The organism is Pseudobutyrivibrio ruminis HUN009, assembly GCF_000703005.1.
GTDB lineage: Bacteria > Bacillota > Clostridia > Lachnospirales > Lachnospiraceae > Pseudobutyrivibrio > Pseudobutyrivibrio ruminis_A.
In genome coordinates this window covers 1,201,585-1,223,398 of sequence record NZ_JNLH01000001.1, presented here as the reverse complement: position 1 = coordinate 1,223,398, position 21,814 = coordinate 1,201,585, and the positions used below count along the sequence as shown (strand labels likewise).

General features: G+C 39.8%; 29 protein-coding genes and 1 riboswitch. Of the genes, 2 read left to right on the top strand and 27 right to left on the bottom strand.

Annotated elements, in window-relative coordinates:
- Positions 1 to 4 precede the first annotated feature (4 nt).
- The 19 genes from rpsE to rpsJ all read right to left on the bottom strand — a co-directional run bounded on the left by rpsE (position 5) and on the right by rpsJ (position 8,868).
- Positions 5 to 514, bottom strand: coding sequence for a 30S ribosomal protein S5 (gene rpsE / locus BO15_RS0105545; RefSeq protein WP_033153084.1), 510 nt, complete (start codon positions 512 to 514; stop codon positions 5 to 7).
- A gap of 11 nt (positions 515 to 525) precedes the next feature.
- Complete coding sequence (rplR, locus tag BO15_RS0105540; protein WP_028242192.1) at positions 526 to 894, bottom strand: 50S ribosomal protein L18; 369 nt, start codon at positions 892 to 894, stop codon at positions 526 to 528.
- An 18-nt stretch (positions 895 to 912) separates the two neighbouring features.
- Positions 913 to 1,452 (bottom strand): 50S ribosomal protein L6, encoded by a 540-nt coding sequence (gene rplF / locus BO15_RS0105535; protein WP_033153082.1) that lies wholly within the window; start codon positions 1,450 to 1,452, stop codon positions 913 to 915.
- Between the two features lie 84 nt (positions 1,453 to 1,536).
- Positions 1,537 to 1,938 carry a 30S ribosomal protein S8 gene (rpsH, locus tag BO15_RS0105530; protein WP_033153079.1) on the bottom strand — a complete coding sequence of 134 codons (402 nt, stop codon included), beginning with the start codon at positions 1,936 to 1,938 and terminating at the stop codon, positions 1,537 to 1,539.
- Positions 1,939 to 1,978: 40 nt separating this feature from the next.
- Positions 1,979 to 2,164 carry a type Z 30S ribosomal protein S14 gene (locus tag BO15_RS0105525; protein WP_028234421.1) on the bottom strand — a complete coding sequence of 62 codons (186 nt, stop codon included), beginning with the start codon at positions 2,162 to 2,164 and terminating at the stop codon, positions 1,979 to 1,981.
- A 10-nt stretch (positions 2,165 to 2,174) separates the two neighbouring features.
- On the bottom strand, positions 2,175 to 2,720 hold the full coding sequence (gene rplE / locus BO15_RS0105520) for a 50S ribosomal protein L5 (RefSeq protein WP_033153076.1): 546 nt from the start codon (positions 2,718 to 2,720) through the stop codon (positions 2,175 to 2,177).
- Between the two features lie 22 nt (positions 2,721 to 2,742).
- Positions 2,743 to 3,054, bottom strand: coding sequence for a 50S ribosomal protein L24 (rplX, locus tag BO15_RS0105515; RefSeq protein WP_015548349.1), 312 nt, complete (start codon positions 3,052 to 3,054; stop codon positions 2,743 to 2,745).
- Between the two features lie 13 nt (positions 3,055 to 3,067).
- Positions 3,068 to 3,436: a 50S ribosomal protein L14 gene (rplN, locus tag BO15_RS0105510; protein ID WP_015548350.1), complete on the bottom strand. Its 369-nt coding sequence runs from the start codon at positions 3,434 to 3,436 to the stop codon at positions 3,068 to 3,070.
- 18 nt (positions 3,437 to 3,454) lie between these two features.
- On the bottom strand, positions 3,455 to 3,709 hold the full coding sequence (gene rpsQ / locus BO15_RS0105505) for a 30S ribosomal protein S17 (RefSeq protein ID WP_028234423.1): 255 nt from the start codon (positions 3,707 to 3,709) through the stop codon (positions 3,455 to 3,457).
- A 41-nt stretch (positions 3,710 to 3,750) separates the two neighbouring features.
- Positions 3,751 to 3,957 (bottom strand): 50S ribosomal protein L29, encoded by a 207-nt coding sequence (gene rpmC, locus BO15_RS0105500; protein ID WP_015548351.1) that lies wholly within the window; start codon positions 3,955 to 3,957, stop codon positions 3,751 to 3,753.
- Positions 3,957 to 4,385, bottom strand: a complete 429-nt coding sequence (gene rplP, locus BO15_RS0105495) for a 50S ribosomal protein L16 (RefSeq protein WP_033153074.1) — start codon at positions 4,383 to 4,385, stop codon at positions 3,957 to 3,959. The genes rpmC and rplP overlap by 1 nt, the downstream gene beginning before the upstream one ends.
- 1 nt (position 4,386) lies before the next feature.
- The gene (gene rpsC, locus BO15_RS0105490) at positions 4,387 to 5,046 is read right to left on the bottom strand and encodes a 30S ribosomal protein S3 (RefSeq protein WP_033153072.1); all 660 of its coding nucleotides are present in this window, start codon (positions 5,044 to 5,046) and stop codon (positions 4,387 to 4,389) included.
- Between the two features lie 11 nt (positions 5,047 to 5,057).
- Positions 5,058 to 5,447, bottom strand: coding sequence for a 50S ribosomal protein L22 (rplV, locus tag BO15_RS0105485; protein ID WP_033153070.1), 390 nt, complete (start codon positions 5,445 to 5,447; stop codon positions 5,058 to 5,060).
- 22 nt (positions 5,448 to 5,469) lie between these two features.
- Positions 5,470 to 5,751, bottom strand: a complete 282-nt coding sequence (rpsS, locus tag BO15_RS0105480) for a 30S ribosomal protein S19 (RefSeq protein WP_028234427.1) — start codon at positions 5,749 to 5,751, stop codon at positions 5,470 to 5,472.
- Between the two features lie 11 nt (positions 5,752 to 5,762).
- The gene (gene rplB, locus BO15_RS0105475; RefSeq protein WP_033153067.1) at positions 5,763 to 6,605 is read right to left on the bottom strand and encodes a 50S ribosomal protein L2; all 843 of its coding nucleotides are present in this window, start codon (positions 6,603 to 6,605) and stop codon (positions 5,763 to 5,765) included.
- 82 nt (positions 6,606 to 6,687) lie between these two features.
- The gene (gene rplW / locus BO15_RS0105470) at positions 6,688 to 6,987 is read right to left on the bottom strand and encodes a 50S ribosomal protein L23 (RefSeq protein ID WP_015548357.1); all 300 of its coding nucleotides are present in this window, start codon (positions 6,985 to 6,987) and stop codon (positions 6,688 to 6,690) included.
- The gene (rplD, locus tag BO15_RS0105465; protein ID WP_033153066.1) at positions 6,987 to 7,607 is read right to left on the bottom strand and encodes a 50S ribosomal protein L4; all 621 of its coding nucleotides are present in this window, start codon (positions 7,605 to 7,607) and stop codon (positions 6,987 to 6,989) included. The genes rplW and rplD overlap by 1 nt, the downstream gene beginning before the upstream one ends.
- A gap of 29 nt (positions 7,608 to 7,636) precedes the next feature.
- Positions 7,637 to 8,320, bottom strand: a complete 684-nt coding sequence (gene rplC, locus BO15_RS0105460; protein WP_033153065.1) for a 50S ribosomal protein L3 — start codon at positions 8,318 to 8,320, stop codon at positions 7,637 to 7,639.
- A 236-nt stretch (positions 8,321 to 8,556) separates the two neighbouring features.
- A complete protein-coding gene (gene rpsJ / locus BO15_RS0105455) occupies positions 8,557 to 8,868 on the bottom strand; it encodes a 30S ribosomal protein S10 (protein WP_015548360.1) in 312 nt (103 codons plus the stop codon).
- A 519-nt stretch (positions 8,869 to 9,387) separates the two neighbouring features.
- On the opposite strand from rpsJ, the gene BO15_RS0105450 reads away from it, so the two are divergent.
- Both BO15_RS0105450 and BO15_RS0105445 read left to right on the top strand, forming a co-directional pair.
- The gene (locus BO15_RS0105450; protein ID WP_033153063.1) at positions 9,388 to 10,275 is read left to right on the top strand and encodes a class I SAM-dependent methyltransferase; all 888 of its coding nucleotides are present in this window, start codon (positions 9,388 to 9,390) and stop codon (positions 10,273 to 10,275) included.
- 30 nt (positions 10,276 to 10,305) lie between these two features.
- The gene (locus BO15_RS0105445) at positions 10,306 to 11,676 is read left to right on the top strand and encodes an MATE family efflux transporter (protein ID WP_033153061.1); all 1,371 of its coding nucleotides are present in this window, start codon (positions 10,306 to 10,308) and stop codon (positions 11,674 to 11,676) included.
- A 47-nt stretch (positions 11,677 to 11,723) separates the two neighbouring features.
- Here BO15_RS0105445 and BO15_RS0105440 read toward each other — a convergent pair whose 3' ends face one another.
- The 8 genes from BO15_RS0105440 to dapA form a co-directional block, all read right to left on the bottom strand.
- On the bottom strand, positions 11,724 to 13,226 hold the full coding sequence (locus tag BO15_RS0105440; RefSeq protein ID WP_033153060.1) for a flotillin family protein: 1,503 nt from the start codon (positions 13,224 to 13,226) through the stop codon (positions 11,724 to 11,726).
- A gap of 104 nt (positions 13,227 to 13,330) precedes the next feature.
- Complete coding sequence (locus tag BO15_RS13115) at positions 13,331 to 15,607, bottom strand: hypothetical protein (protein ID WP_052169789.1); 2,277 nt, start codon at positions 15,605 to 15,607, stop codon at positions 13,331 to 13,333.
- Positions 15,608 to 15,618: 11 nt separating this feature from the next.
- A complete protein-coding gene (gene upp / locus BO15_RS0105430; protein WP_033153058.1) occupies positions 15,619 to 16,257 on the bottom strand; it encodes a uracil phosphoribosyltransferase in 639 nt (212 codons plus the stop codon).
- 105 nt (positions 16,258 to 16,362) lie between these two features.
- A complete protein-coding gene (locus BO15_RS0105425) occupies positions 16,363 to 17,718 on the bottom strand; it encodes a uracil-xanthine permease family protein (RefSeq protein WP_033153056.1) in 1,356 nt (451 codons plus the stop codon).
- 114 nt (positions 17,719 to 17,832) lie between these two features.
- On the bottom strand, positions 17,833 to 18,597 hold the full coding sequence (locus BO15_RS0105420) for a TraX family protein (protein WP_033153055.1): 765 nt from the start codon (positions 18,595 to 18,597) through the stop codon (positions 17,833 to 17,835).
- Positions 18,597 to 19,073 carry a KdsC family phosphatase gene (locus BO15_RS0105415; protein WP_033153053.1) on the bottom strand — a complete coding sequence of 159 codons (477 nt, stop codon included), beginning with the start codon at positions 19,071 to 19,073 and terminating at the stop codon, positions 18,597 to 18,599. The genes BO15_RS0105420 and BO15_RS0105415 overlap by 1 nt, the downstream gene beginning before the upstream one ends.
- 43 nt (positions 19,074 to 19,116) lie before the next feature.
- Positions 19,117 to 20,652 carry a Na+/H+ antiporter NhaC family protein gene (locus BO15_RS0105410; protein ID WP_033153051.1) on the bottom strand — a complete coding sequence of 512 codons (1,536 nt, stop codon included), beginning with the start codon at positions 20,650 to 20,652 and terminating at the stop codon, positions 19,117 to 19,119.
- Entirely contained in the window at positions 20,639 to 21,523 is an 885-nt protein-coding gene (gene dapA, locus BO15_RS0105405) for a 4-hydroxy-tetrahydrodipicolinate synthase (protein ID WP_033153043.1), read from the bottom strand. Before dapA ends, BO15_RS0105410 begins: the two co-directional genes overlap by 14 nt.
- An 86-nt stretch (positions 21,524 to 21,609) precedes the next feature.
- Positions 21,610 to 21,800, bottom strand: a riboswitch (Lysine riboswitch).
- Between the last annotated feature and the right edge of the window lie 14 nt (positions 21,801 to 21,814).

Below are 21,814 nucleotides of genomic sequence, written 5' to 3'. Positions count from 1 at the left end.
CTCCTTAAGCAAGAATGTCTTCAACTTTCTTGCCACGAGCCTTTGCTACTTCCTCAGGTGACTTAAGAGACTTAAGTCCTTCGATTGTAGCAAGAACAACGTTCTGCTTATTTGATGATCCAAGTGACTTTGTACGGATATTTCCGATACCTGCAAGCTCACATACGGCACGTGCTGGACCACCAGCGATGATACCAGTACCTTCTGGTGCCTTCTTAAGAAGTACAGAAGCGCCTGTGTGCTTACCCTGAATGTCGTGTGTAATACTATGGTTGTCATCAAGCTTAACTGTGATAAGCTTCTTCATAGCATCTTCCTTACCCTTGCGGATAGCTTCTGGAATTTCAGCTGCCTTGCCAAGTCCAGCGCCAACGTGTCCGTTCTTATCGCCTACTACAACAAGAGCTGTGAAACGCATGTTACGTCCACCCTTAACAACCTTTGTTACACGCTTAATTTCTACAACCTGCTCAGTTAACTCTAACTGGCTAGCGTCAATGATTTCACGTTTCATGTGTTCTCCTCCTAGAATTCTAATCCAGCTTCTCTAGCTGCATCTGCTAAAGCTGCAACCTTGCCGGCATAAATGTAACCACCTCTGTCGAATACGACTTCCTTGATTCCCTTTTCCTGTGCCTTCTTAGCAATAACTGTACCGAGCTTTGAAGCTGCTTCTACGTTATTTGTCTTTGCAAGATCTGCCTTAACGTCTGCGTCAAGAGTAGATGCTGAAACAAGTGTATTTCCGCATGTATCATCAATAACCTGAACATACATGTGATTGTTGCTTCTGAACACTGCTAAACGTGGTCTTTCTGCAGTACCGGCTAGAGTGTTACGAAGTCTTCTATGCTTTGTCTGGCGAATTACTGATCTAGATTTCTTACTTACCATTTTACATTCACTCCTTTACTATTTCTTACCGGTCTTACCGACTTTACGTCTAATAACTTCATCAGCGTACTTAATACCCTTACCCTTGTATGGCTCAGGTCTTCTCTTATCTCTGATGTTGGCAGCGTACTGACCAACCTTTTCCTTGTCGATACCCTTGATGATAATTTTATTTCCGTCAACTGTTGACTCGATACCCTCTGGATCTTCCATCTCTACTGGGTGTGAGTAACCAAGGTTAAGAGTAAGCTTCTTACCAGCCTTAGATGCTCTATAACCTACACCGTTAACTTCAAGAGTCTTCTCATAGCCTGTTGTAACACCAACAACCATGTTGTTGATAAGTGTTCTTGTAAGACCATGTAAAGACTTCATCTTCTTTAAATCATTAGGTCTAGTAACAACAACTTCTGCACCCTCAAGCTTAATGTCCATCTCTGATGGAAGTGTTCTCTCAAGAGTACCCTTAGGACCTTTTACAGTCACATGATTATTTTCTGCAATCTCAACTGTAACACCAGCTGGAACTGCGATTGGCATTCTTCCTATACGTGACATGCCCGTACCTCCTTAAATTTACTGTATGTCCGGCTTCTGTAACCGGGTTATACTTTAGGTAATTAGTTACTTGTTTGGATATGATTACCAAACATATGCAAGAACTTCGCCACCAACCTGAAGCTTACGAGCTTCCTTATCTGTGATGATGCCCTTGTTTGTTGAAAGGATAGCGATACCAAGTCCACCTAAAACGTATGGGATATCGTCCTTACCAGCATAAATACGAAGACCTGGCTTAGAAATTCTCTTAATACCAGAAATAATCTTCTCGTTCTTGTTTGCACCGTACTTTAATGTAACACGGATATCCTTGAAGTTACCATTATCAACGATGTCGTACTTTGTGATAAATCCTTCATCTACAAGAATGTCTGCAATTGCAACCTTCATCTTTGATGCAGGAACATCTACTGTATCATGTTTTGCAGTATTTGCATTACGGATTCTTGTAAGCATATCTGCTATTGGATCACTCATATTCATGATGCAATTTCCTCCTAATTATCAATCTGTGCTCGTTATCTTACCATGAAGCTTTCTTTACGCCAGGGATCTGTCCCTTGTAAGCTAACTCACGGAAACATACTCTACAAATACCATACTTTCTAAGGTATGCATGTGGACGACCGCAGATTTTGCAACGACTGTACTCTTGTGTAGAGAACTTTGCTGTGCGCTGCTGCTTTACTTTCATTGACTTCTTTGCCATAACTTTCCTCCTATGCTTCCTTAGCGAAAGGCATATTGAATAAACGAAGTAATTCTCTAGCCTCTTCATCTGTCTTAGCTGTAGTTACGAAGATAATGTCCATACCACGAGTCTTGTCAATCTTATCGTACTCAATCTCAGGGAAGATGATCTGCTCCTTGATACCAAGTGCATAGTTTCCTCTACCATCGAATGAATTAGGATTAACACCTCTGAAGTCACGAACACGTGGGAGTGCAAGATTGATAAGACGATCTGCGAACTCATACATCTTCTCTCCACGAAGTGTAGTCTTACAGCCAATTGCCATACCTTCACGAATCTTGAAGTTAGCAACTGAATTCTTTGCCTTTGTTGTAACAGCTTTCTGGCCTGTAATCATTTCCATATCCTTGACTGCAGACTCAAGAAGCTTAGCATTGTCCTTTGCTTCGCCAACACCCATGTTGACAACGATCTTTTCGATCTTAGGAACTTCCATAATATTCTTGTATCCAAACTTCTCAACCATTGCTGGTACGATTTCATTAAGATACTGATCTTTTAATCTACTCAACGAACTGTTCTCCTTTCTTCAATTAGTCAATAACCTCGCCGGTCTTCTTTGCAAAACGGACTTTTTTGTCTCCGTCCATCTTGAAACCAACACGTGTAGGCTGACCGTTATGAAGTAACATAACATTTGAAGCATCGATAGGAGCTTCCTGCTCGATGATACCACCTGCCTGGTTGGCCATGCTAGGCTTAACATGACGCTTTACCATGTTAACACCCTCAACTGTAACGGTGTTATTCTTCTTATCTACTGCGATAACCTTACCTTCGTTGTTTACATCGCCACCTGCGATTACACGAACAGTATCGCCTTTTTTAATTTTCATAGTTGCCATTCTACTCTTCCTCCTACAATACTTCTGGAGCGAGAGAAACAATCTTCATGAACTGCTTCTCACGAAGCTCTCTAGCTACAGGTCCAAAAATACGAGTTCCTCTTGGAGTCTTGTCATCTTTAATGATGACTGCAGCATTTTCATCAAACTTGATATAAGAACCATCTTTACGACGGGCACCTTTAACTGAACGAACAACTACTGCCTTAACAACGTCACCCTTCTTTACAACGCCACCTGGTGTTGCATCTTTAACGGTAGCAGTAATTACGTCGCCGATATTGGCATATCTTCTTGTAGATCCACCCATAACACGGATAACAAGGATTTCCTTTGCTCCTGTATTATCGGCTACCTTTAATCTACTTTCCTGTTGTACCATTATAGTAGCCTCCTTTAATTATTTTGCTCTCTCGATAACTTCAACAAGTCTCCATCTCTTATCTTTAGAAAGTGGTCTTGTCTCCATTACCTTTACTGTATCTCCGATGTGAGCGTCGCCGTTCTCATCGTGAGCCTTAAGCTTATATGTCTTCTTAACGATCTTGTTGTAAAGTGGATGCTTTACATTGTCACGGATTGCAACAACGATTGTCTTATCCATCTTGTCGCTTACAACAACACCTGTACGTGTTTTTCTTAAGTTTCTTTCCACGTTTTTGATCTCCTTTCAAATAATTAAGATTCATGAATTAATTAAGCATTCTTCTCAGCTTCTGTGATAACAGTCTGAATACGAGCGATGTTACGACGAACCTCACGGATTCTTGCTGTATTGTCTAACTGATTTGTAGCATTCTGGAATCTTAAGTTGAAAAGTTCTTTCTTAGCTTCTACGAGCTGAGCATTAAGCTCTGCTACTGAAGTGTTCTTTAAATCTTCTACGTACTTTGTATTCTTCATTATGCTTCACCGCCTTCTAAATCCTCACGGGAAACTATCTTGCACTTGCAAGGAAGTTTATGTGTAGCGAGACGAAGTGCTTCTCTAGCAACTTCCTCAGATACTCCTGAGATCTCGAATAATACACGGCCCGGCTTAACAACAGCTACCCAATATTCAAGTGTTCCCTTACCTGAACCCATTCGAGTTTCAGCAGGTTTTGCAGTAACTGGCTTGTCTGGGAAAATCTTAATCCAAACCTTACCACCACGCTTAATGTAACGTGTCATAGCGATACGAGCTGCTTCGATCTGGTTTGACTTAATCCAAGCTGGCTCAGTTGCAACGATACCATACTCACCGTAAGATATCTTATTTCCTCTTGAAGCTTTTCCAGCCATGTTCCCACGGAACTGCTTTCTATGCTTCGCTCTCTTTGGCATTAACATATTATTGAGCTCCTCCTTCCACATTCTTTCTCTTAGGAAGTACTTCACCCTTATAGATCCAAACCTTTACACCAACCTTACCATAAGTAGTGTCAGCCTCAGCGAATCCATAATCGATATCAGCACGAAGTGTCTGAAGTGGAATAGTACCTTCATTGTAAGACTCTGAACGAGCCATATCAGCACCACCAAGACGTCCTGAACAGCTTGTCTTGATACCCTTGATTCCTGTCTTCATTGCTCTAGACATGCAAGACTTCATTGCTCTACGGAATGATACACGGTTTTCAAGTTGACCAGCGATGTTCTCAGCAACGAGCTGTGCATCACGATCTGGTCTCTTGATTTCCTTGATATCAACAACAAGCTTATCGCTTGTCTGCTTCTGGAGCTCAGTCTTAATCTTGTCGATTTCAGCGCCGCCCTTACCGATAACAACGCCTGGCTTTGCTGTATAAACAGTAACCTTTACTCTACCAGCAGCGCGCTCGATTTCAATCTTAGAAACGCCTGCAGCGTAAAGCTTCTTCTTAAGAAATTTTCTGATATTATAGTCTTCAACTAAGTAGTCTGAGAAGTTCTCGCCCTCAGCGTACCACTTAGAATCCCAGTCCTTAATAACACCGACTCTTAAGCCATGAGGATTAACTTTCTGTCCCATGTTTTGCCTCCTTAATTTTTCTGATCAAGCACGATTGTGATGTGGCTCATTCTCTTTTCGATTCTGTAAGCTCTACCCTGTGCTCTTGGTCTAATTCTCTTCATTGTAGGTCCCTTGTTTGCATAGCACTCAGCTACTACAAGGTCCTTGCGATCTAAGCCGTTATTGTTCTCAGCGTTTGCAATAGCAGACTTAAGTAATTTCTCTATAACACTTGAAGCGTATCTTGGATTGTACATTACGATAGCAAGAGCTGTATCAACATCCTTACCACGAATGGCATCAAGTACGAAACAAGCCTTCTGAACTGACATTCTAGCATAAGATAACTTTGCTGAAGGTCTTGTATCCTTTACATCGTTTCTCTCACGTTTAATTTGAGATCTATGTCCCTTAGCCATGATAAAAACTCCTTTCTGTTAATTAGCGTACCTTTGACTTCTTTTCGTCCTTACCATGACCTCTGTAGGTTCTAGTAGCAACGAATTCTCCAAGCTTGTGTCCAACCATGTCTTCTGTAACATATACTGGAACATGCTTTCTTCCGTCATGTACTGCAATTGTATGTCCAACCATCTGTGGGAAGATTGTAGAACGACGTGACCATGTCTTGATAACTGACTTGTCGCCGCTTGCGTTCATAGCATCAACCTTCTTTAATAAGCTTGCATCAGCAAATGGTCCTTTTTTTAATGAACGTGCCATGTGTATCCTCCTTATTTGATTGCTCTACCATCGCGTCTTCTTACGATGAGCTTGTTAGACTGCTTGTGCTTCTTTCTTGTCTTGAGACCAAGAGCTGGCTTGCCCCAAGGTGTGCATGGACCTGGACGTCCGATAGGAGCGCGGCCCTCACCACCACCATGTGGATGGTCATTAGGGTTCATAACAGAACCACGAACTGTAGGTCTGATACCCATGTGTCTCTTACGACCAGCTTTACCGATCTTAACAAGGTTGTGATCACCGTTACCGATTACACCGATTGATGCACGGCAGTTAAGAGGTACCATTCTCATTTCGCCTGAAGGAAGACGAAGTGTTGCGTACTTACCTTCTTTAGCCATGAGCTGAGCTGAGTTACCAGCTGAACGAACAAGCTGTCCGCCACGTCCTGGATAAAGCTCGATATTGTGAATAAGTGTACCAACTGGAATCTTCTCGAGTGGTAAGCAGTTACCAACTCTAACTTCAGCGTCAGCACCGTTCATAACTGTCATGCCGTCTGTAAGACCAGCTGGAGCAAGGATGTAAGCCTTCTCGCCGTCTGTGTAGCAGATAAGAGCGATGTTAGCTGTTCTGTTTGGATCGTACTCGATACCAATAACCTTTGCAGGAATTCCATCCTTATTTCTCTTGAAATCAATAAGTCTATATTTCTGTCTGTTACCGCCACCATGATGTCTAACGGTAATCTTACCCTGATTGTTACGACCAGCGTGCTTCTTTAATGAAACAACAAGTGACTTCTCTGGAGATGTCTTTGTGATCTCAGCGAAATCTGAACCAGTCATATTTCTTCTAGAAGGTGTATATGGGTTATATGTCTTAATTCCCATTTTGTTTCTCCTTTCGTTTACTCGTTTATTATCGCGCTCGACTGCGCATAAAATTAATTAACTCTTGCCTTTAGGCTATATCTTAAAGACCTGAGAAAATCTCGATATCTTTGCTATCAGCTGTAAGCTGTACGATAGCCTTCTTTGTCTTTGCTGTCTTACCGAATGTCATTCCACGTCTCTTTGTCTTGCCATCAGCGTTCATTGTGTTAACTGAAGCAACCTTTACTCCGTCGAACATCTTCTCAACAGCTTCCTTAATCATTGTCTTGTTAGCTTCTGGATGAACTAAGAATGTGTACTTCTTCTCAGCCATAGCGTTCATTGACTTTTCTGTGATTACAGGTTTAAGGATTACGTCATAATACTGTACATTTGCCATTATGCATATACCTCCTGAATCTGATCTACAGCAGCCTTTGTTACAACTACTGTGTTGTACTTAAGGATGTCATAAACGTTGATTGTGTTTGTAAGAGCTGTCTTAACTGTAGGAATGTTCTTTGCAGACATAACTACGTTCTTGTCATTTGTATCAAGAACAACAAGTGCCTTCTCAACGTTAAGGTTTGTTAATACCTTTGCAAAATCCTTTGTCTTAATAGCGTCAAACTTAAGCTCGTCAACAACGATGAACTTGTTCTCGTTAACTGCAGAAGTGAGTACAGACTTAAGAGCTGCTCTCTTCTCCTTCTTGTTGAGCTTAAATGAATAATCTCTTGGTGTTGGAGCGAATACTACGCCACCACCTGTCCACTGTGGAGATCTTGTAGAACCCTGTCTTGCATGACCTGTTCCCTTCTGTCTCCAAGGTTTTCTACCACCACCAGAAACCTCAGAACGAGTCTTAGCCTTCTGTGTTCCCTGACGGTTATTTGCAAGCTGCTGGACAACTGCCATGTGAACTAAATGCTCATTAATCTCAACTGCGAAGATGCTGTCGTTAAGATCCATGGTGCCAACTTCTTTGCCTTCCATATTATATACGGATACTTTAGCCATCGCTAAGTTCCTCCTTTCCTATCGTAAGATTACTTTCCTGCTTTAACTGACTCTTTGATTGTTACAAGAGACTTCTTAGGTCCTGGAACAGCACCCTTTACTAAAAGCAGATTATTTTCAACATCAACACGTACAATCTCAAGGTTCTGGATTGTTACCTTGTTTCCGCCCATCTGACCTGGCATACCCTTGCCCTTGAATACACGGCTAGGTGAAGAACAAGCACCATTTGAACCCTGGTGTCTGTGGAACTTAGAACCGTGAGCCATAGGACCTCTGTGCTGGCCTAATCTCTTGATAGCGCCCTGGAACCCCTTGCCCTTTGAAGTAGCTGTTGCATCAACCTTGTCGCCAGCTTCAAAGATATCAGCCTTGATTTCCTGAGCAAGTGCATAATCTGCACAATTATCAAATCTGAACTCTCTAACAAATCTCTTTGGCTCAACACCAGCCTTATCGAAGTGACCCTTCTCTGGCTTGTTTACGCCATTGCGATGAATAATTTCTTTGCGTCCGTTTGCATCCTTATTAACAAGCTTTACTTTCTTGTCAACAAAGCCAACCTGAACAGCATCGTAACCATCATTTTCTACTGTCTTAATCTGTGTAACAACACATGGACCTGCAGAAAGAACAGTTACAGGAATAAGCTCGCCGCCTTCATTGAAGACCTGAGTCATTCCGACCTTTGTAGCTAAAATAGCTTTCTTCATGTTTTCTTACCTCCATTTTCTACAGCGGAACGCTTCTTGCCCAAAGCTATGGGGTAGCGGAACCGTTCATCCTAGAACAGTGTCATATAAGTGGAATAAGATAATGACGCTCGCCATTATAATTCGCCATGCGAATGAGGCTCGCGGATGTTCATGATTTTAAGTTAAAATCATGAAAAAGCTTATTACTTCTATATAAAACCATCTTGGATGTTTTCTTAATTAAATGAACTCAATTACTTGTTCTTGATGCTGATCTCAACACCTGCAGGCATCTCTAACTTTGAAAGAGCCTCAACAGTCTTCTGTGTTGGGTCGATGACATCAATCAATCTCTTATGAGTTCTCTGCTCGAACTGCTCGCGAGAGTCTTTGTACTTATGTACAGCTCTAAGAATTGTAACAACTTCCTTCTTTGTTGGAAGAGGTACTGGACCACTAACCTGTGCTCCGTTCTTCTTAACAGTCTCGATGATTTTCTTGGCAGATGAATCTACTAACTCATGATCATAAGCCTTGAGTGTGATTCTCATAACTTGATTTGCCATAAAAAAAGTCTCCTCCTTTTTCGTTTTTCTTTTTGTGAAAAAGCGATCAAGTGGCGACTGTACACTTACCCGTGTGTTTCATGTTTCAAAACTCAAAGTTCGAACCAAGTTCTCACACGTCGTCTCCGCAGATGCGGACGGTTTTCTGTTGTACAGTGACTTGTCGTCAGTTTCCTAACTTGACATTCGCTCCACGGAAAACCAACCTCAGCAAGCTGGGTTGCAACCTCACGCTTCATAGCTATCATGTCACAGCAAGTAATAATATACACGAGAAATGGGAAGTCTGCAATAAAAAGAAGAAAAATATTGTTTTTTATTTAGTACAATCCTGTTTTCTACTAAATATTGTGTTTTTTATACAGTGTTTGCACTATTAGACATTGAACATTGACAATCTTCAAGTATAATATTCAAGGCATAAGAAATTATTACCTATAATATAGGAAGTAATTATTATTGTAAATAATATACTTAATATAGAAAGGATTGTTACTTCCATAAGTAACTTGGTGAAATATGAATACAGCATCAAATTGGAAAGATTACGAAATAATCGATTGCTCTTCGGGTGAGAAGCTTGAACGCTGGGGAGACTACATCCTTCTTAGACCAGACCCACAGGTCATTTGGAACACTCCAAAGAAATCTTCTTATTATAAGAAGTTAAACGCACATTATCATCGTTCAAATAAGGGTGGTGGCGAATGGGAATTTTTTGATTTACCAGAACAGTGGACCATCAGCTATCCCATTTGCGGACATGATTTAAAATTCAATCTCAAGCCTTTTGCTTTCAAGCACACAGGTCTTTTTCCGGAGCAGGCTGTTAACTGGGATTGGTTTTCTTCTATTATAAATAAGGAAGTAACTGAAAAGAAACGCCCTGTTAAAGTCCTTAATCTTTTTGCATATACAGGAGGTGCAACTCTCGCTGCCGCAGCAGCCGGTGCCCAGGTAACTCACGTTGATGCATCAAAGGGCATGGTACAGTGGGCAAAGGAAAACGCTGCCTCATCCGGTCTTTCTGAAGCTCCAATCAGATGGCTTGTAGATGATTGCCGTAAGTTTGTAGAACGCGAAATTCGTCGTGGCAACAAATACGATGGAATCATCATGGATCCACCTTCATACGGAAGAGGATCAAAAAACGAGATTTGGAAAATTGAAGATGATATTTTCCCATTCATACAGCTTTGCGAGCAAATCCTTTCAGATGACGCTCTTTTCTTCTTAGTAAACTCCTACACAACAGGTTTACAGCCAGCTGTATTAAATTATATGATAAGCACAGCTTTATTGGATAAACATCCAGGGGAGGTTAACGCTGACGAAATTGGTCTTCCAGTTACAGAATCAGGATTAGTATTACCATGTGGAGCCAGCGGACGTTGGGTTAGAAAATAACATATTATAATATAGAAGGAACTCAATTATATGACTGAAACAAACGTTATTAATCCTCTTGGTGTACAGCCAGTAGGAAAGCTACTAAAAAAATTTGCTATCCCTAGTATAATCGCTATGTTGGTAGGTTCTCTTTACAACATGGTTGATCAATTATTCATCGGAAACTTTGTAGGGCCACTTGGTAACGGTGCCACAAATATCCAGTTTCCACTTTCAATTTTAAACGTATCGATTGCACTTTTGTGCGGCATTGGTGCTGCTTCAACATTTAACTTGGCGATGGGCCGTGGCGAAACAGAAAAGGCCGGCCATTACATTGGTAACGCTGTAACTGTAATGCTAATAGGCGGTTTAATCCTGACAGTTATAACCGAGCTTTTCCTTGAGCCAATTTTGTTGGCATGTGGAGCAACAGAAAACATTCTCCCATACGCAATGGAATATTCAAGAATATGTGCGCTTGGATTTCCATTCTTCATCTTATCCGGTGGTGGAAGTCATCTTGTACGAGCTGATGGTAGCCCAAATATGACTATGGCAATCAACCTCGTAGGTGCTATCGTAAATACGATACTTGATTATTTATTCGTAGCAGTCTTCGGATGGGGAATGTCTGGTGCAGCTATTGCAACAATCATCGGGCAATATATCGCTGGATTTATGGTTTTATTCTATTTGACTAGATTCAAAACAGTAAAACTTAACAAGGAACATTTCGTTCCACAGCTTTCAATTATCATAGCAATTGCCTCTTTAGGTACAGCTCCATTTATTAATCAAATCGCTATGATGCTTGTACAAATTGTAATGAATCATGTAATGGGTCACTATGGAGCTCAATCTATTTATGGTTCAGATATTCCTATTACTTGCGCCGGCATTATTTCAAAAGTTAATGGTATATGCTTCTCTTTTGTAATCGGCATTTCTCAGGGCTTACAACCAATCATTAGTTTCAACTATGGTGCTAAAAACTACCAGAGAGTAAAAGATGCTTATCACCTTGCCATTAAATTAGCTGCAATCATTACAACAATAAGTTGGTTATGTTTCCAGCTTTTCCCTCGCCAAATAGTTTCAATTTTTGGTTCAGGTTCAGAGTTGTATTTTGATTTCTGTACTAGGTATTTCAGAATATTCTTATTTGGTATTTGTACTGCATTCTTACAGCCTCTTACTTCCAATTTCTTTACAGCAATTGGAAAACCTTACAAAGGAATTTTCATGTCACTCACAAGGCAAGTATTATTCCTTGCACCATTAATTATTCTTTTACCATTTTTCTTTGGATTTGATGGTGTTTTATATGCCGGACCAGTTGCAGATGTACTTTCGTTTACAATCTGTTTCATACTTATTCGACGAGAATTCTCACGTCCTGAATTCAAAAACATATAATAAACGAGCCAATCAGTTATGTACTGATTGGCTCGTTCTTAATTCAATTATTCTGTTTTCACATCTACATTAGCACCTGTGATATTAACGTTTTTGTTAACCTTAGCATCATATGTGTTAGCCTTCATGATTTCAGCAAGATCCACTCCTGTAGCCTCGCTCATTGTATCAAAGACCTGCTTTAAAACTACAGGCATGTTACCTGATATTTTAGCAGCTCCTCCTTCACTTCCATCGCCTGTCTCGTAGATGTTAATCTTATCAATTGCAGCAAGTGGCTTTGCAATCTCAGCAGCAATTTCTGGCATAACCTTGATCATCATCTCTGCCATAGCGGCACCATTGTACTTGCGATATGCTTCAGCTTTCTTTTCCATTGCTTCAGCTTCCGCAAGACCTTTTGCCTTTATAGCTTCAGCCTCAGCCTTACCTTTTGCAGCAATACCAGCTGCCTCTGCATCATACTTAGCCTTAATACCAGCTGCTTCCTGCTCTGCAGCATACTTCTGAGCTTCTGCCTGAGCTTTCTTTGCATCAGCTTCACGCTCCTGCTCATACTTAGCAGCCTCAGCTTTTTTCTGTCTCTGAATTAACTCAGCTTCAGCCTTTTTCTCAGCCTGGTATTTTTCAGCATCTGCCTGCTTTTCAATCTGAGCAGCAAGTTCCTGCTGCTTAACAACAACTTCTTTCTGCTTCAATTCTGCTTCACGTTCTGCCTTAGCAATCTGAGCATTTACTGTAGCAGCCTCAATTGTCTTCTGTTGTTCCTGCTGTTGAATAGAATAAGCTGCATCCGCAACAGCGTTTGCTGTATCAGCCTGCTGTTTCAACTCTGCCTGTTTGATAGCAAGTGCGTTATTCTTTTCGGCAATTTCTGTCTGTGCAGTAACTCTTGCATCATTAGCAGCTTTATCCGCCTCAGCCTGTGCAATAGCAACATCTCTATCTGCCTGAGCCTTTGCAATAGCTGCATCCTTCTTAATCTTAGCAGTGTTATCCATACCAAGATCATTGATAAGTCCATTCTCATCAGTTACATTCTGAATGTTGCATGAAAGGATTTCGATACCAAGCTTGTTCATATCCTTTGACGCTTTTTCCATAACCTGATCAGAAAAGCTATCTCTATCAGTATTGATTGTCTTTAATGACAATGTACCGATGATTTCACGCATGTTACCCTGTAAAGAATCCTGTAAATCCATAGTAATTTGATCTGGGTTCTTATTAAGGAAGTTCTTTGCTGCAAGCTGAATTGAAGAAGCATCTGTACCAATTCTTACCTTTGCTACAGCATCGACATTTACGTTAATAAAATCATTAGTAGGTACTGACTGCTCAGTTTTGATATCAACAGTCATCTGACCCAAATAAAGCTTATCAACTCTCTCGAAAAATGGAATCTTGATTCCAGCTCTTCCCACAAGAATACGTGGTGTCTTACGAAGACCCGAAATGATGTAAGCTCTGTCTGGTGGTGCCTTTACATAACCCGCAACAATTACTAACAGAACTACAATGATTAGTGCAATAATAGGTATTAGTTCCATAACATTTCCCTCTCTTTCAAAAAAATAACTGCCCAAACCTACAAGTTTGGACAGTTATATTAAAGCATATTTAAAGTAGTATGTAAATACTTTTTTAGAATTTATTACATCTTTAAGTATTCCATTCCCTTTTTAACCTCATCAGGTACAACTCCATCATTTTTCTCAACCTTATCAATGATTGTTTTCAAATGATGTAAAGCCTGCGACTGTTTAATCTCATGGCGAGAAATACCTTGCTCAAACATTGGATGAGATTTAACCTTTGCTCTGTAAGCCTTTGAGAAAGTACAGTGTTTGTTTAGAATATTTCTTTCAGCCTTATTCAGACGAATACTTCCCTGGGCCTCAAAATTAATCCATATTGTGTACTGCTTTGTAAAGGCTTCACGCATATTGTTTCGAGAAGATTTAAGAAGCGTCTTTACTTTTTCTTTATTTTCTGCAGAAAGGTCTTTGTTCTTTCTATAGAATGTAAAGTAATCATAAAAATCTGATGTAAGACATTCAGAACCAATATCATTCCATCTTGATCCCTGCTCTTTTCTACAGATTTCCCATCTGAATGCTCCACAGCAGTAAATCATCATCTTGTCGATATCATCAAGGGTAAACATAGGGAATACAAAGCGACCAGGTGAATCCACCTTTATTCCACCGCATTCCTGCCACATCATAGCACGCATTCCCACATTAGGAAGAAGGATAATGTCTGGCTCAACTCGCTTTAAATAAGCCTCGCTCTTTACCCCTGCCTCCATATCTGTAAAATAACCCTCACGCAAGAAAATGCCATAATCGACTTCTTCGATTTTGTTCATAGCTTCCATGAGCTTTGCCTGAGTCAATAATAATCTCATAGGTTCTGCGCCAAAGTCTTCTTTTGTAAGAACTGGACAGAATGCAGTCATTTTTCCAGATGTTGTTCTATTAGCCGACTTGAAGAAATTATCAATTTCAAAAATGACTTTCTGTTCCTGGTCATTCATCCATGTCTGCATTTCAGACTCAGGAATATTTCCAGATTTTCTTTCTTCAAGAACAAAACCTCTATAGTCTAAGTCAAGCTCATTCTTGCTTGGCTCTCTGTCTGCCTGATATACCATGCGAAGCCACTTGTATATTGTGAAAAGATGCTCACTTTCGCAAAGAGTTTCTAAGCGTTCTACCAAATCAGCAAGCTGATAAGTAAGTTCCTCACCCACAGCCTTATAATCTATATAGCCGAAATTCAAAAACATAAGGATAATGGTATCTAGCTCTCCACCCATAGCTTCGAATTCCAATGCTCTAAAGAATGTTTTACGATAAATATCATAAAACAAATCTACAGCTTTCTTTCTTACACGACGTTCATTGTCTTCTTTGCCCTCTCGGTCAGAAAGAGCCAAATAATCATCAAGCTGTTTTCTGTACTCATTCTGCTTATCCTCATCCACCTCAGCAAATTCACAAATATGCTCGAAGGTCTGAGTAAATTCAGCTTGCTTTTGCACCTTTGCTTCATCAAACGCCGCTGCAGAAGCTGCAAAATCGTGTGAATCGTATTCAGCCCATCTTTCTTTGATAAGCTGTTTATCGTAGATTCCGCAGGTTGAAAGATACTTATAAAGCATCTTCATTAGCTTAATAATGCCGTCCTGCTCCATGCCACGTTCTGCCATATGTATTCGAAGATTAAAGAGTGACTCAAACATATCTCCTCTATCTTGAGAAAGAAGAACCGGTGAAAACTCTTCAATGTAAAAGCCCATTGTCTCTGCGCACTCGATAGCTCTGGCCATATAGCCGCAGCTAATACCAATAACACCATTAACGATTTCTGTGCGCTTGCCATAAATATTTTCAATTTCTTTATTGTCGACAGAATTTAAGCTATCAATATAATCATGCTCCCACTTAAGGATTTCGTTTTTCAGCTCAAGTGGTTCCATTTCCTCCAACAAAGGAATCTCTACAGGTGTCATAGAGGCTGCGCGACATAATTTGCGATACTCAGTGTTTATTCCTCTGCAGTAATCTGTAAAATCATCTACCTTCTTTTTGTAGGCATCATAAATTTTGAATACATCCCTGCACTGTCTAAATGCACCTTTTGCAAAGCCAAAAATGTATACTGGTTGTTCATTAAAGATAACATCAAAATCAGCCATCGTCTTATAATTGCATTTAATGACGGTGGCTGTTTCTTTTACAGTATAATCTGCTTCATACTGATGGTTGAGAGCATCAGAAAGCCCAACAACAGTACCAGGGCCTAGACTTAAAGTCTGGCCCTTCCATTGCTGTACTATCTCGCCGGCTATAACAACATACATGCTATCAACCGGGTCGTTCTCATTTATTAACTTTTTACCTGCCTCAATAGTGATAGGTTCCAAAGTCGACTCCTTTACTTGGTTCCGAAGATTCTATCTCCAGCATCTCCTAAACCAGGACAAATATATGCGTCAGAATTAAGCTCGCGATCAATGTGTCCAATGTAAATCTGAACATCTGGATGAGCCTCATGAAGTGCTCTAACTCCTTCTGGAGCAGCAATAATTGCCATGAACTTGATTCTCTTTCCACCATGCTGCTTAATAAGTGTGATAGCATCGATTGCTGAACCACCTGTAGCAAGCATAGGATCTGTTACAACGATAAGACGCTCCTCGATTGGGCTTGGGAGCTTGCAGTAATACTCGTGTGGAATATGTGTTTCCTCATCACGATACATACCAATGTGACCAATCTTTGCTGTTGGTACAAGCTTCTGGATACCGTTTACCATACCAAGGCCTGCACGAAGGATAGGTACAATTGCCATCTTGCGACCTGCAATAACTGGTGCCATGCACTTCTCGATTGGTGTCTCGCACTCGATATCTACTGTCTGTAAATCGTTGAGCGCTTCAAAAGCCTCAAGCATAGCTATTTCTTCTACAAGCGCACGGAACTCTGCTGTTCCAGTGTTCTTATCTCTAAGCATTGTAATTTTGTGCTGAAGTAGAGGATGTGTAAGCTCTACTACGTTATCTAATTTCTCCATTAAATTAGCCTCCAAAAAATTTATCTATTTATCCCTTCTATAATAATGAAAGGGTTGATATCTATATTTATATTCTATCAGCTACAGTGATTTTTTTAAATAGAATTAAATACCTTCTTTATCGAATCTGTATCTTTCAGGATCACCGTATTCGTAATCTCTACCAGGAATGATAGCGTTGAGTACTATACCTGCGATTGCTGCAATTGCAAGACTTGTAAGTGTAATATCAGTGCTTCCAATTGTGAATGTAAGGCCATCTGAAAAACCAAGGCCACATACAAGAATAACTGCTGCAATGATAAGATTTCTTGAGTGTGTAAAATCAACATGATTCTCTACAACGTTTCTTATTCCTATTGCACTTATCATACCATAAAGCATGAAGCTTATTCCACCTACGATTGCACTTGGCATTGTACCAATGATATCAGCCATCTTTGGGATGAATGAAAGTACTATCGCATAACAAGCTGCAATTCTGATTACCTTAGGATCGTGAACCTTTGAAAGCTCAAGTACGCCAGTGTTCTCTCCATATGTTGTATTAGCAGGGCCACCGAACAAAGCTGACATACTTGTAGCAAGACCGTCGCCTACAAGCGTTCTATGTAAACCTGGATCTGTAACAAAATCTTCTCCTACTGTTGCTGAAATAGCAGACATATCTCCGATGTGCTCCATCATTGTAGCAATGGCGATTGGTGCCATAACAAGGATTGCTGAAAGATTAAACTTACAGATGAAGAAATCTGGCAAGCCTACCCATGCTGCTTCATTAACTGCTGCGAAGTCAAGGATTGCACTTCCATCTGCGTTTGTCATTCCAAGTGCATTGAATATAAGTGCGCAAGCATATGAGATTACTACGCCCATAAGGATTGGAAGAATTCTAAAGATTCCCTTACCCCATATGTTGAAAATGATAACAACTGCAAGTGCGATGATTGCAAGCAACCAGTTCTGAGATGCATTGCTTATTGCAGAAGGCGCTAATGACAATCCAATGCAGATAATGATTGGTCCAGTAACAACTGGTGGAAGGTACTTCATAACCTTGTTAATTCCAACAAGTTTTATTACAAGTGCAAGTACCAAATATAATAAACCAGCCACAACAATACCACCGCATGCGTATGGAAGCTTTTCGCCCATTGTCATGTTTTTGAAAATACCTGTATTTAAATTAGCAACTGTGTGAAAACCGCCTAAAAAAGCAAATGATGAACCAAGAAATGCGGGAACTTTGAATTTAGAACATAAATGGAAAAATAAGGTACCGAAACCTGCGAAAAATAAAGTAACTTGAATTGAAAGACCTTCGCCTTCGAAATAGTTGTTGACGAGAATTGGAACTAAAATAGTCGCTCCAAACATTGCGAATAAATGCTGAAGTCCCAAAACTAACATCTTCGGAATACCAAGCTGAGTGGCATCTTTAATTGGTGCATGAGTGTTCATACATATCCTCCTTTTTTGTTTAACCTAAACTGAAAGTTTAAATTAACTTAAACTTTCAGTATTCTATCATTTTGATATAGGTTTGACAATAGTTTTTATTACTATTTATAACTATTATATTTTTAGCACAAATGCTACTAGCCCTAATAGAATTATGTGGGCTGGATAAAAGAGGTAGAAAAATCTGCGCAAAGCCACACTATCAGCTCCACGTTTTCCGTAATAGCATGAAACAGGAATAAGCATCAAGAATGCAAACACTTCTAAAACACTAGACATAAGCGTAAGCATCAACACACCCATTCCAAAGGACAATAATCTTTGTTTTTTAGTTGGCCCATTCAAATAATACATTACTGATATGCAGGTCACACCGGCCATCTTATAATCAAGATGAGCGAAGTAGGCTATTCCCATACCCGCAAACATTACAAGAATCCTACAAGCATATATCGCATATACGTTAATATCTAAATCATCAATAAGCGAATACGCATAAAGAACGCCTAGTCCCAATAATAAAGTCCAAAGAACATTGTTGTAGTTTAAATCAAAGAAACTTCTTCTGAAAAGATAATCAAATGGTACTTCTGAAATCACCGCTATAGTAAGCAAACGAAGGGCATATTTTTTAAGATTTCTAGTGTGTATAAAGCCTTCCACAAGCATATAGCAATATATAGGAAATGCCATACGACCGATGCTTCGCAAGACTGCATCCACAAGAAATACCTTGCCATACAATTCTTGAGATATGACACTAGCATTGCTTGTGAGCCATACTTCAAGCAAACCTGCTCCTATATGGTCTATAAACATAGTAATAACTGCGATCAGCTTAAGACCTGTTCCTGTTATTTCAAAAGATTTATTCTCCATTATTCAACCAACCATTCTATAAATTCTCTAACTGCACCTCTGCCACCATCTTTGCTTGAAACATAATCTGCAAGCTCTATTACTTCCTTTGCTGCATCTGCTGGGCAACCAACAAGACCGCCAGCATCTTTGATATGCTTCATGCAATCATAATCATTTAAATCATCACCGCAGTATGCACATTGTTCCAAAGAATCTCCATTTTTTTCAAGAATCTCCATAAGCTTTGGTAGCTTGTCTGCAACGCCCTGATGTATCTCTGTGATGCTAAGCTCCTTTGCACGATTCTCTACTATCTTGCTAACACGACCTGTAATAATTACAGGTGTGATTCCATTTGGCTTTGCTATGTGACATATGCCATATCCATCTTTGGCTGAAAAGGCTTTCATTATCTCCCCTTCCTGCCCCATATATATATGACCATCAGTAAGTGTTCCATCAACATCTAATACTAAATACTTTATATTCTTCATTAAAAAATCTCCTTAGAAAATCTAAGGAGATTATACAATATTCTTATGCAGTTTTCTTTACAAAAATATTTTTAATAACAAATAATGTGCCAATCATAAGAGCGATGCCTATTATCAAGCATATTGCCCAGTTTCTAACAAAGCCTGAAATAATATATGAAACAAACGAAACAGCTGCAACTGTCATCGCATATGGAAGCTGAGTACTAACATGGCTAATGTGATTACATTCTGCACCAGCGGATGCCATAATTGTTGTATCTGAAATAGGCGAGCAATGATCTCCGCAAACTGCGCCGGCCATACAAGCTGAAATTGCAATAATCATAAGCTCGTTATTTACATCACCACCAAATACATTTACAACGATAGGGATAAGAATACCAAATGTTCCCCATGATGTACCAGTAGCAAATGCCAGGAAAACACCTACTACAAATACAAGAGCTGGTAAGAGACTCATTAGCGCTCTGTTATCCGCAATTACTGCAACAAGACCACCAACATATTCTGCTGCACCAAGAGAATCAGTCATTGATTTTAATGTCCATGCAAAAGTAAGAACCAAGATGGCTGGAACCATACTCTTGAATCCCTCTGGAATAGCATTCATGCATTCGTTGAAGCTAAGAACCTTTGTTGCAAGATAAAAGATAATAGTAATAATAAGTGCTACAACTGAGCCATATACAAGTCCAACTGATGCATCAGAATTTGAAAATGCATCAATGAAGTTCTCACCTGAGAAAAATCCGCCTGTGTAAATCATTCCAATTACACAGCAAATGATAAGCGATATAATTGGGAGCACAAGATGAATAACCTTACCCTTTTGAGAAACAGGTGGATGAGGCTGATCCTCTGCCCCTGTTAATGCTGCTCCATCCTTTTTAACTTTGATTTTGTTCTGAGCCATATGATTAAGCTCTGCTAAATTCATTGAACCATAATCAAAATTCATATATGTGATTGTAAACATCATAACAAGTGTTAATAATGCGTAGAAGTTGTATGGTATTGCCTCAATAAATAATGAAAGACCATTAGCACCATCTACAAAACCTGTTACAGCTGCTGCCCATGATGAAATAGGAGCAATGATACAAACTGGAGCGGCAGTTGCATCTATTAAATATGCAAGCTTTTCTCTAGAAATACCGTGCTTATCTGTAACCGGTCTCATAACTGAACCTACTGTTAAGCAGTTGAAATAGTCATCGATGAATATCAACATACCAAGAACGATAGTAGCAACCTGCGCACCAGCTTTTGTTTTAACATGGGTAACAGCCCATTTACCAAATGCAGCTGAGCCACCGGCTCTGTTCATAAGCATAACCATGCTTCCAAGCACAACTAAGAAAATCAGAATACCAACATTCCAACTATCTGAAAGCTGACCTATCATTCCATCTACAAAGATATGTTCCATTGCAGCTGTAAGGTTGAATCCAGCATACAATAATCCGCCTGCGAAAATTCCTATAAATAGGGAAGAATAAACTTCTTTTGTAATTAGCGCCAAAGCGATTGCAATAATTGGTGGCAATAGCGACCATATTGTATTAGTAAATTCCATATGTCTTCATGTTCTCCTTTAAAATATTAGTATGTCCTTCTTCCATTTCTGTAAGAGGTTTTCTAAGAGGTCCTACTTCAAATCCCATAAGATTAAGAGCTTTCTTTACAGGAATTGGGTTAACCTCTGAGAATAGCGAATCAATAAGAGGTAATGCATCTAACTGCATCTTTGATGCCTTTTTGTAATCTCCGTCCAAGCATGCTTGGCACAAATCATGAGTCTGCTGAGGTGCAACATTTGAAAGAACTGAAATAACTCCAATTCCACCAAGTGACATAATTGGAACGATTTGGTCATCGTTGCCAGAATATACATCAATACATCCATCAGCTAGCTGTAGAAGCTTTGCAATTTGACTTATGTTTCCTGATGCTTCTTTTATTGCGACAATATTTTTTACATCCTTTGCCAAACGTACTGCTGTCTCAGGAAGGATGTTGCATCCTGTACGGCTTGGTACATTGTAAAGGATACATGGGATATTGATGGCATCGGCTGTATCTTTGAAATGAACATAGAGTCCATTTTGAGTTGCCTTATTGTAATAAGGAGTAACTAAAAGTACTGCATCAGCCCCAGCAGCTTCTGCTTCCTTAGACAAATAGATAGCTGTCTCTGTAGAGTTAGAGCCTGTACCTGCAATAACTGGCACACGATGATTAACTGTCTTTATACAATGACGAACCACATCTAAGTGTTCCTCATGAGAAAGAGTTGAAGCTTCGCCTGTTGTTCCACAAATTACAATGGCATCTGTGCTATTTTTAATTTGATACTCAATCAAATTATCAAGTTTCTCATAATTAACTGAACAATCCTCGTTAAATGGTGTGACAATTGCTACTGCTGCACCTGTAAAAATACTCATTACAATTCCTCCTTTTAGCTAAATAATCCCAATTGATGCAATAAAAAAGCCGACCAATAAATGGTCGGCAACATAAATCAAATACATCTTATGATAGCTCCCCATCTATTACTGCAAACATTGCATTAGATGACAGTCATGTGGCTATTAACCATATGCCCAGGACAAGAAGCATCAGGCGCTACTCTCCTTCGGCGAAATCCCCTTTCATCCTGTATCACATGGGCCTGCCCCATCAACAAGATTACTTTTGTCATTCGCAACCTCTATCTCTTATTAAATTTGTGTATA

Bases quoted from the DNA above. Each gene is read 5' to 3' on its own strand.
- rpsE (WP_033153084.1), bottom strand. From the start codon at position 514: ATGAAACGTGAAATCATTGACGCTAGCCAGTTAGAGTTAACTGAGCAG.
- rplR (WP_028242192.1), bottom strand. From the start codon at position 894: ATGGTAAGTAAGAAATCTAGATCAGTAATTCGCCAGACAAAGCATAGA.
- rplF (WP_033153082.1), bottom strand. From the start codon at position 1,452: ATGTCACGTATAGGAAGAATGCCAATCGCAGTTCCAGCTGGTGTTACA.
- rpsH (WP_033153079.1), bottom strand. From the start codon at position 1,938: ATGAATATGAGTGATCCAATAGCAGATATGCTTACAAGAATCCGTAAT.
- BO15_RS0105525 (WP_028234421.1), bottom strand. From the start codon at position 2,164: ATGGCAAAGAAGTCAATGAAAGTAAAGCAGCAGCGCACAGCAAAGTTC.
- rplX (WP_015548349.1), bottom strand. From the start codon at position 3,054: ATGGCAACTATGAAAATTAAAAAAGGCGATACTGTTCGTGTAATCGCA.
- rplN (WP_015548350.1), bottom strand. From the start codon at position 3,436: ATGGTACAACAGGAAAGTAGATTAAAGGTAGCCGATAATACAGGAGCA.
- rpmC (WP_015548351.1), bottom strand. From the start codon at position 3,957: ATGAAGAATACAAAGTACGTAGAAGATTTAAAGAACACTTCAGTAGCA.
- rplP (WP_033153074.1), bottom strand. From the start codon at position 4,385: ATGTTAATGCCAAAGAGAGCGAAGCATAGAAAGCAGTTCCGTGGGAAC.
- rpsC (WP_033153072.1), bottom strand. From the start codon at position 5,046: ATGGGACAGAAAGTTAATCCTCATGGCTTAAGAGTCGGTGTTATTAAG.
- rplV (WP_033153070.1), bottom strand. From the start codon at position 5,447: ATGGCTAAGGGACATAGATCTCAAATTAAACGTGAGAGAAACGATGTA.
- rpsS (WP_028234427.1), bottom strand. From the start codon at position 5,751: ATGGCACGTTCATTAAAAAAAGGACCATTTGCTGATGCAAGCTTATTA.
- rplB (WP_033153067.1), bottom strand. From the start codon at position 6,605: ATGGGAATTAAGACATATAACCCATATACACCTTCTAGAAGAAATATG.
- rplW (WP_015548357.1), bottom strand. From the start codon at position 6,987: ATGGCAAATGTACAGTATTATGACGTAATCCTTAAACCTGTAATCACA.
- rplD (WP_033153066.1), bottom strand. From the start codon at position 7,607: ATGGCTAAAGTATCCGTATATAATATGGAAGGCAAAGAAGTTGGCACC.
- rplC (WP_033153065.1), bottom strand. From the start codon at position 8,320: ATGAAGAAAGCTATTTTAGCTACAAAGGTCGGAATGACTCAGGTCTTC.
- rpsJ (WP_015548360.1), bottom strand. From the start codon at position 8,868: ATGGCAAATCAAGTTATGAGAATCACACTCAAGGCTTATGATCATGAG.
- BO15_RS0105450 (WP_033153063.1), top strand. From the start codon at position 9,388: ATGAATACAGCATCAAATTGGAAAGATTACGAAATAATCGATTGCTCT.
- BO15_RS0105445 (WP_033153061.1), top strand. From the start codon at position 10,306: ATGACTGAAACAAACGTTATTAATCCTCTTGGTGTACAGCCAGTAGGA.
- BO15_RS0105440 (WP_033153060.1), bottom strand. From the start codon at position 13,226: ATGGAACTAATACCTATTATTGCACTAATCATTGTAGTTCTGTTAGTA.
- upp (WP_033153058.1), bottom strand. From the start codon at position 16,257: ATGGAGAAATTAGATAACGTAGTAGAGCTTACACATCCTCTACTTCAG.
- BO15_RS0105425 (WP_033153056.1), bottom strand. From the start codon at position 17,718: ATGAACACTCATGCACCAATTAAAGATGCCACTCAGCTTGGTATTCCG.
- BO15_RS0105420 (WP_033153055.1), bottom strand. From the start codon at position 18,597: ATGGAGAATAAATCTTTTGAAATAACAGGAACAGGTCTTAAGCTGATC.
- BO15_RS0105415 (WP_033153053.1), bottom strand. From the start codon at position 19,073: ATGAAGAATATAAAGTATTTAGTATTAGATGTTGATGGAACACTTACT.
- BO15_RS0105410 (WP_033153051.1), bottom strand. From the start codon at position 20,652: ATGGAATTTACTAATACAATATGGTCGCTATTGCCACCAATTATTGCA.
- dapA (WP_033153043.1), bottom strand. From the start codon at position 21,523: ATGAGTATTTTTACAGGTGCAGCAGTAGCAATTGTCACACCATTTAAC.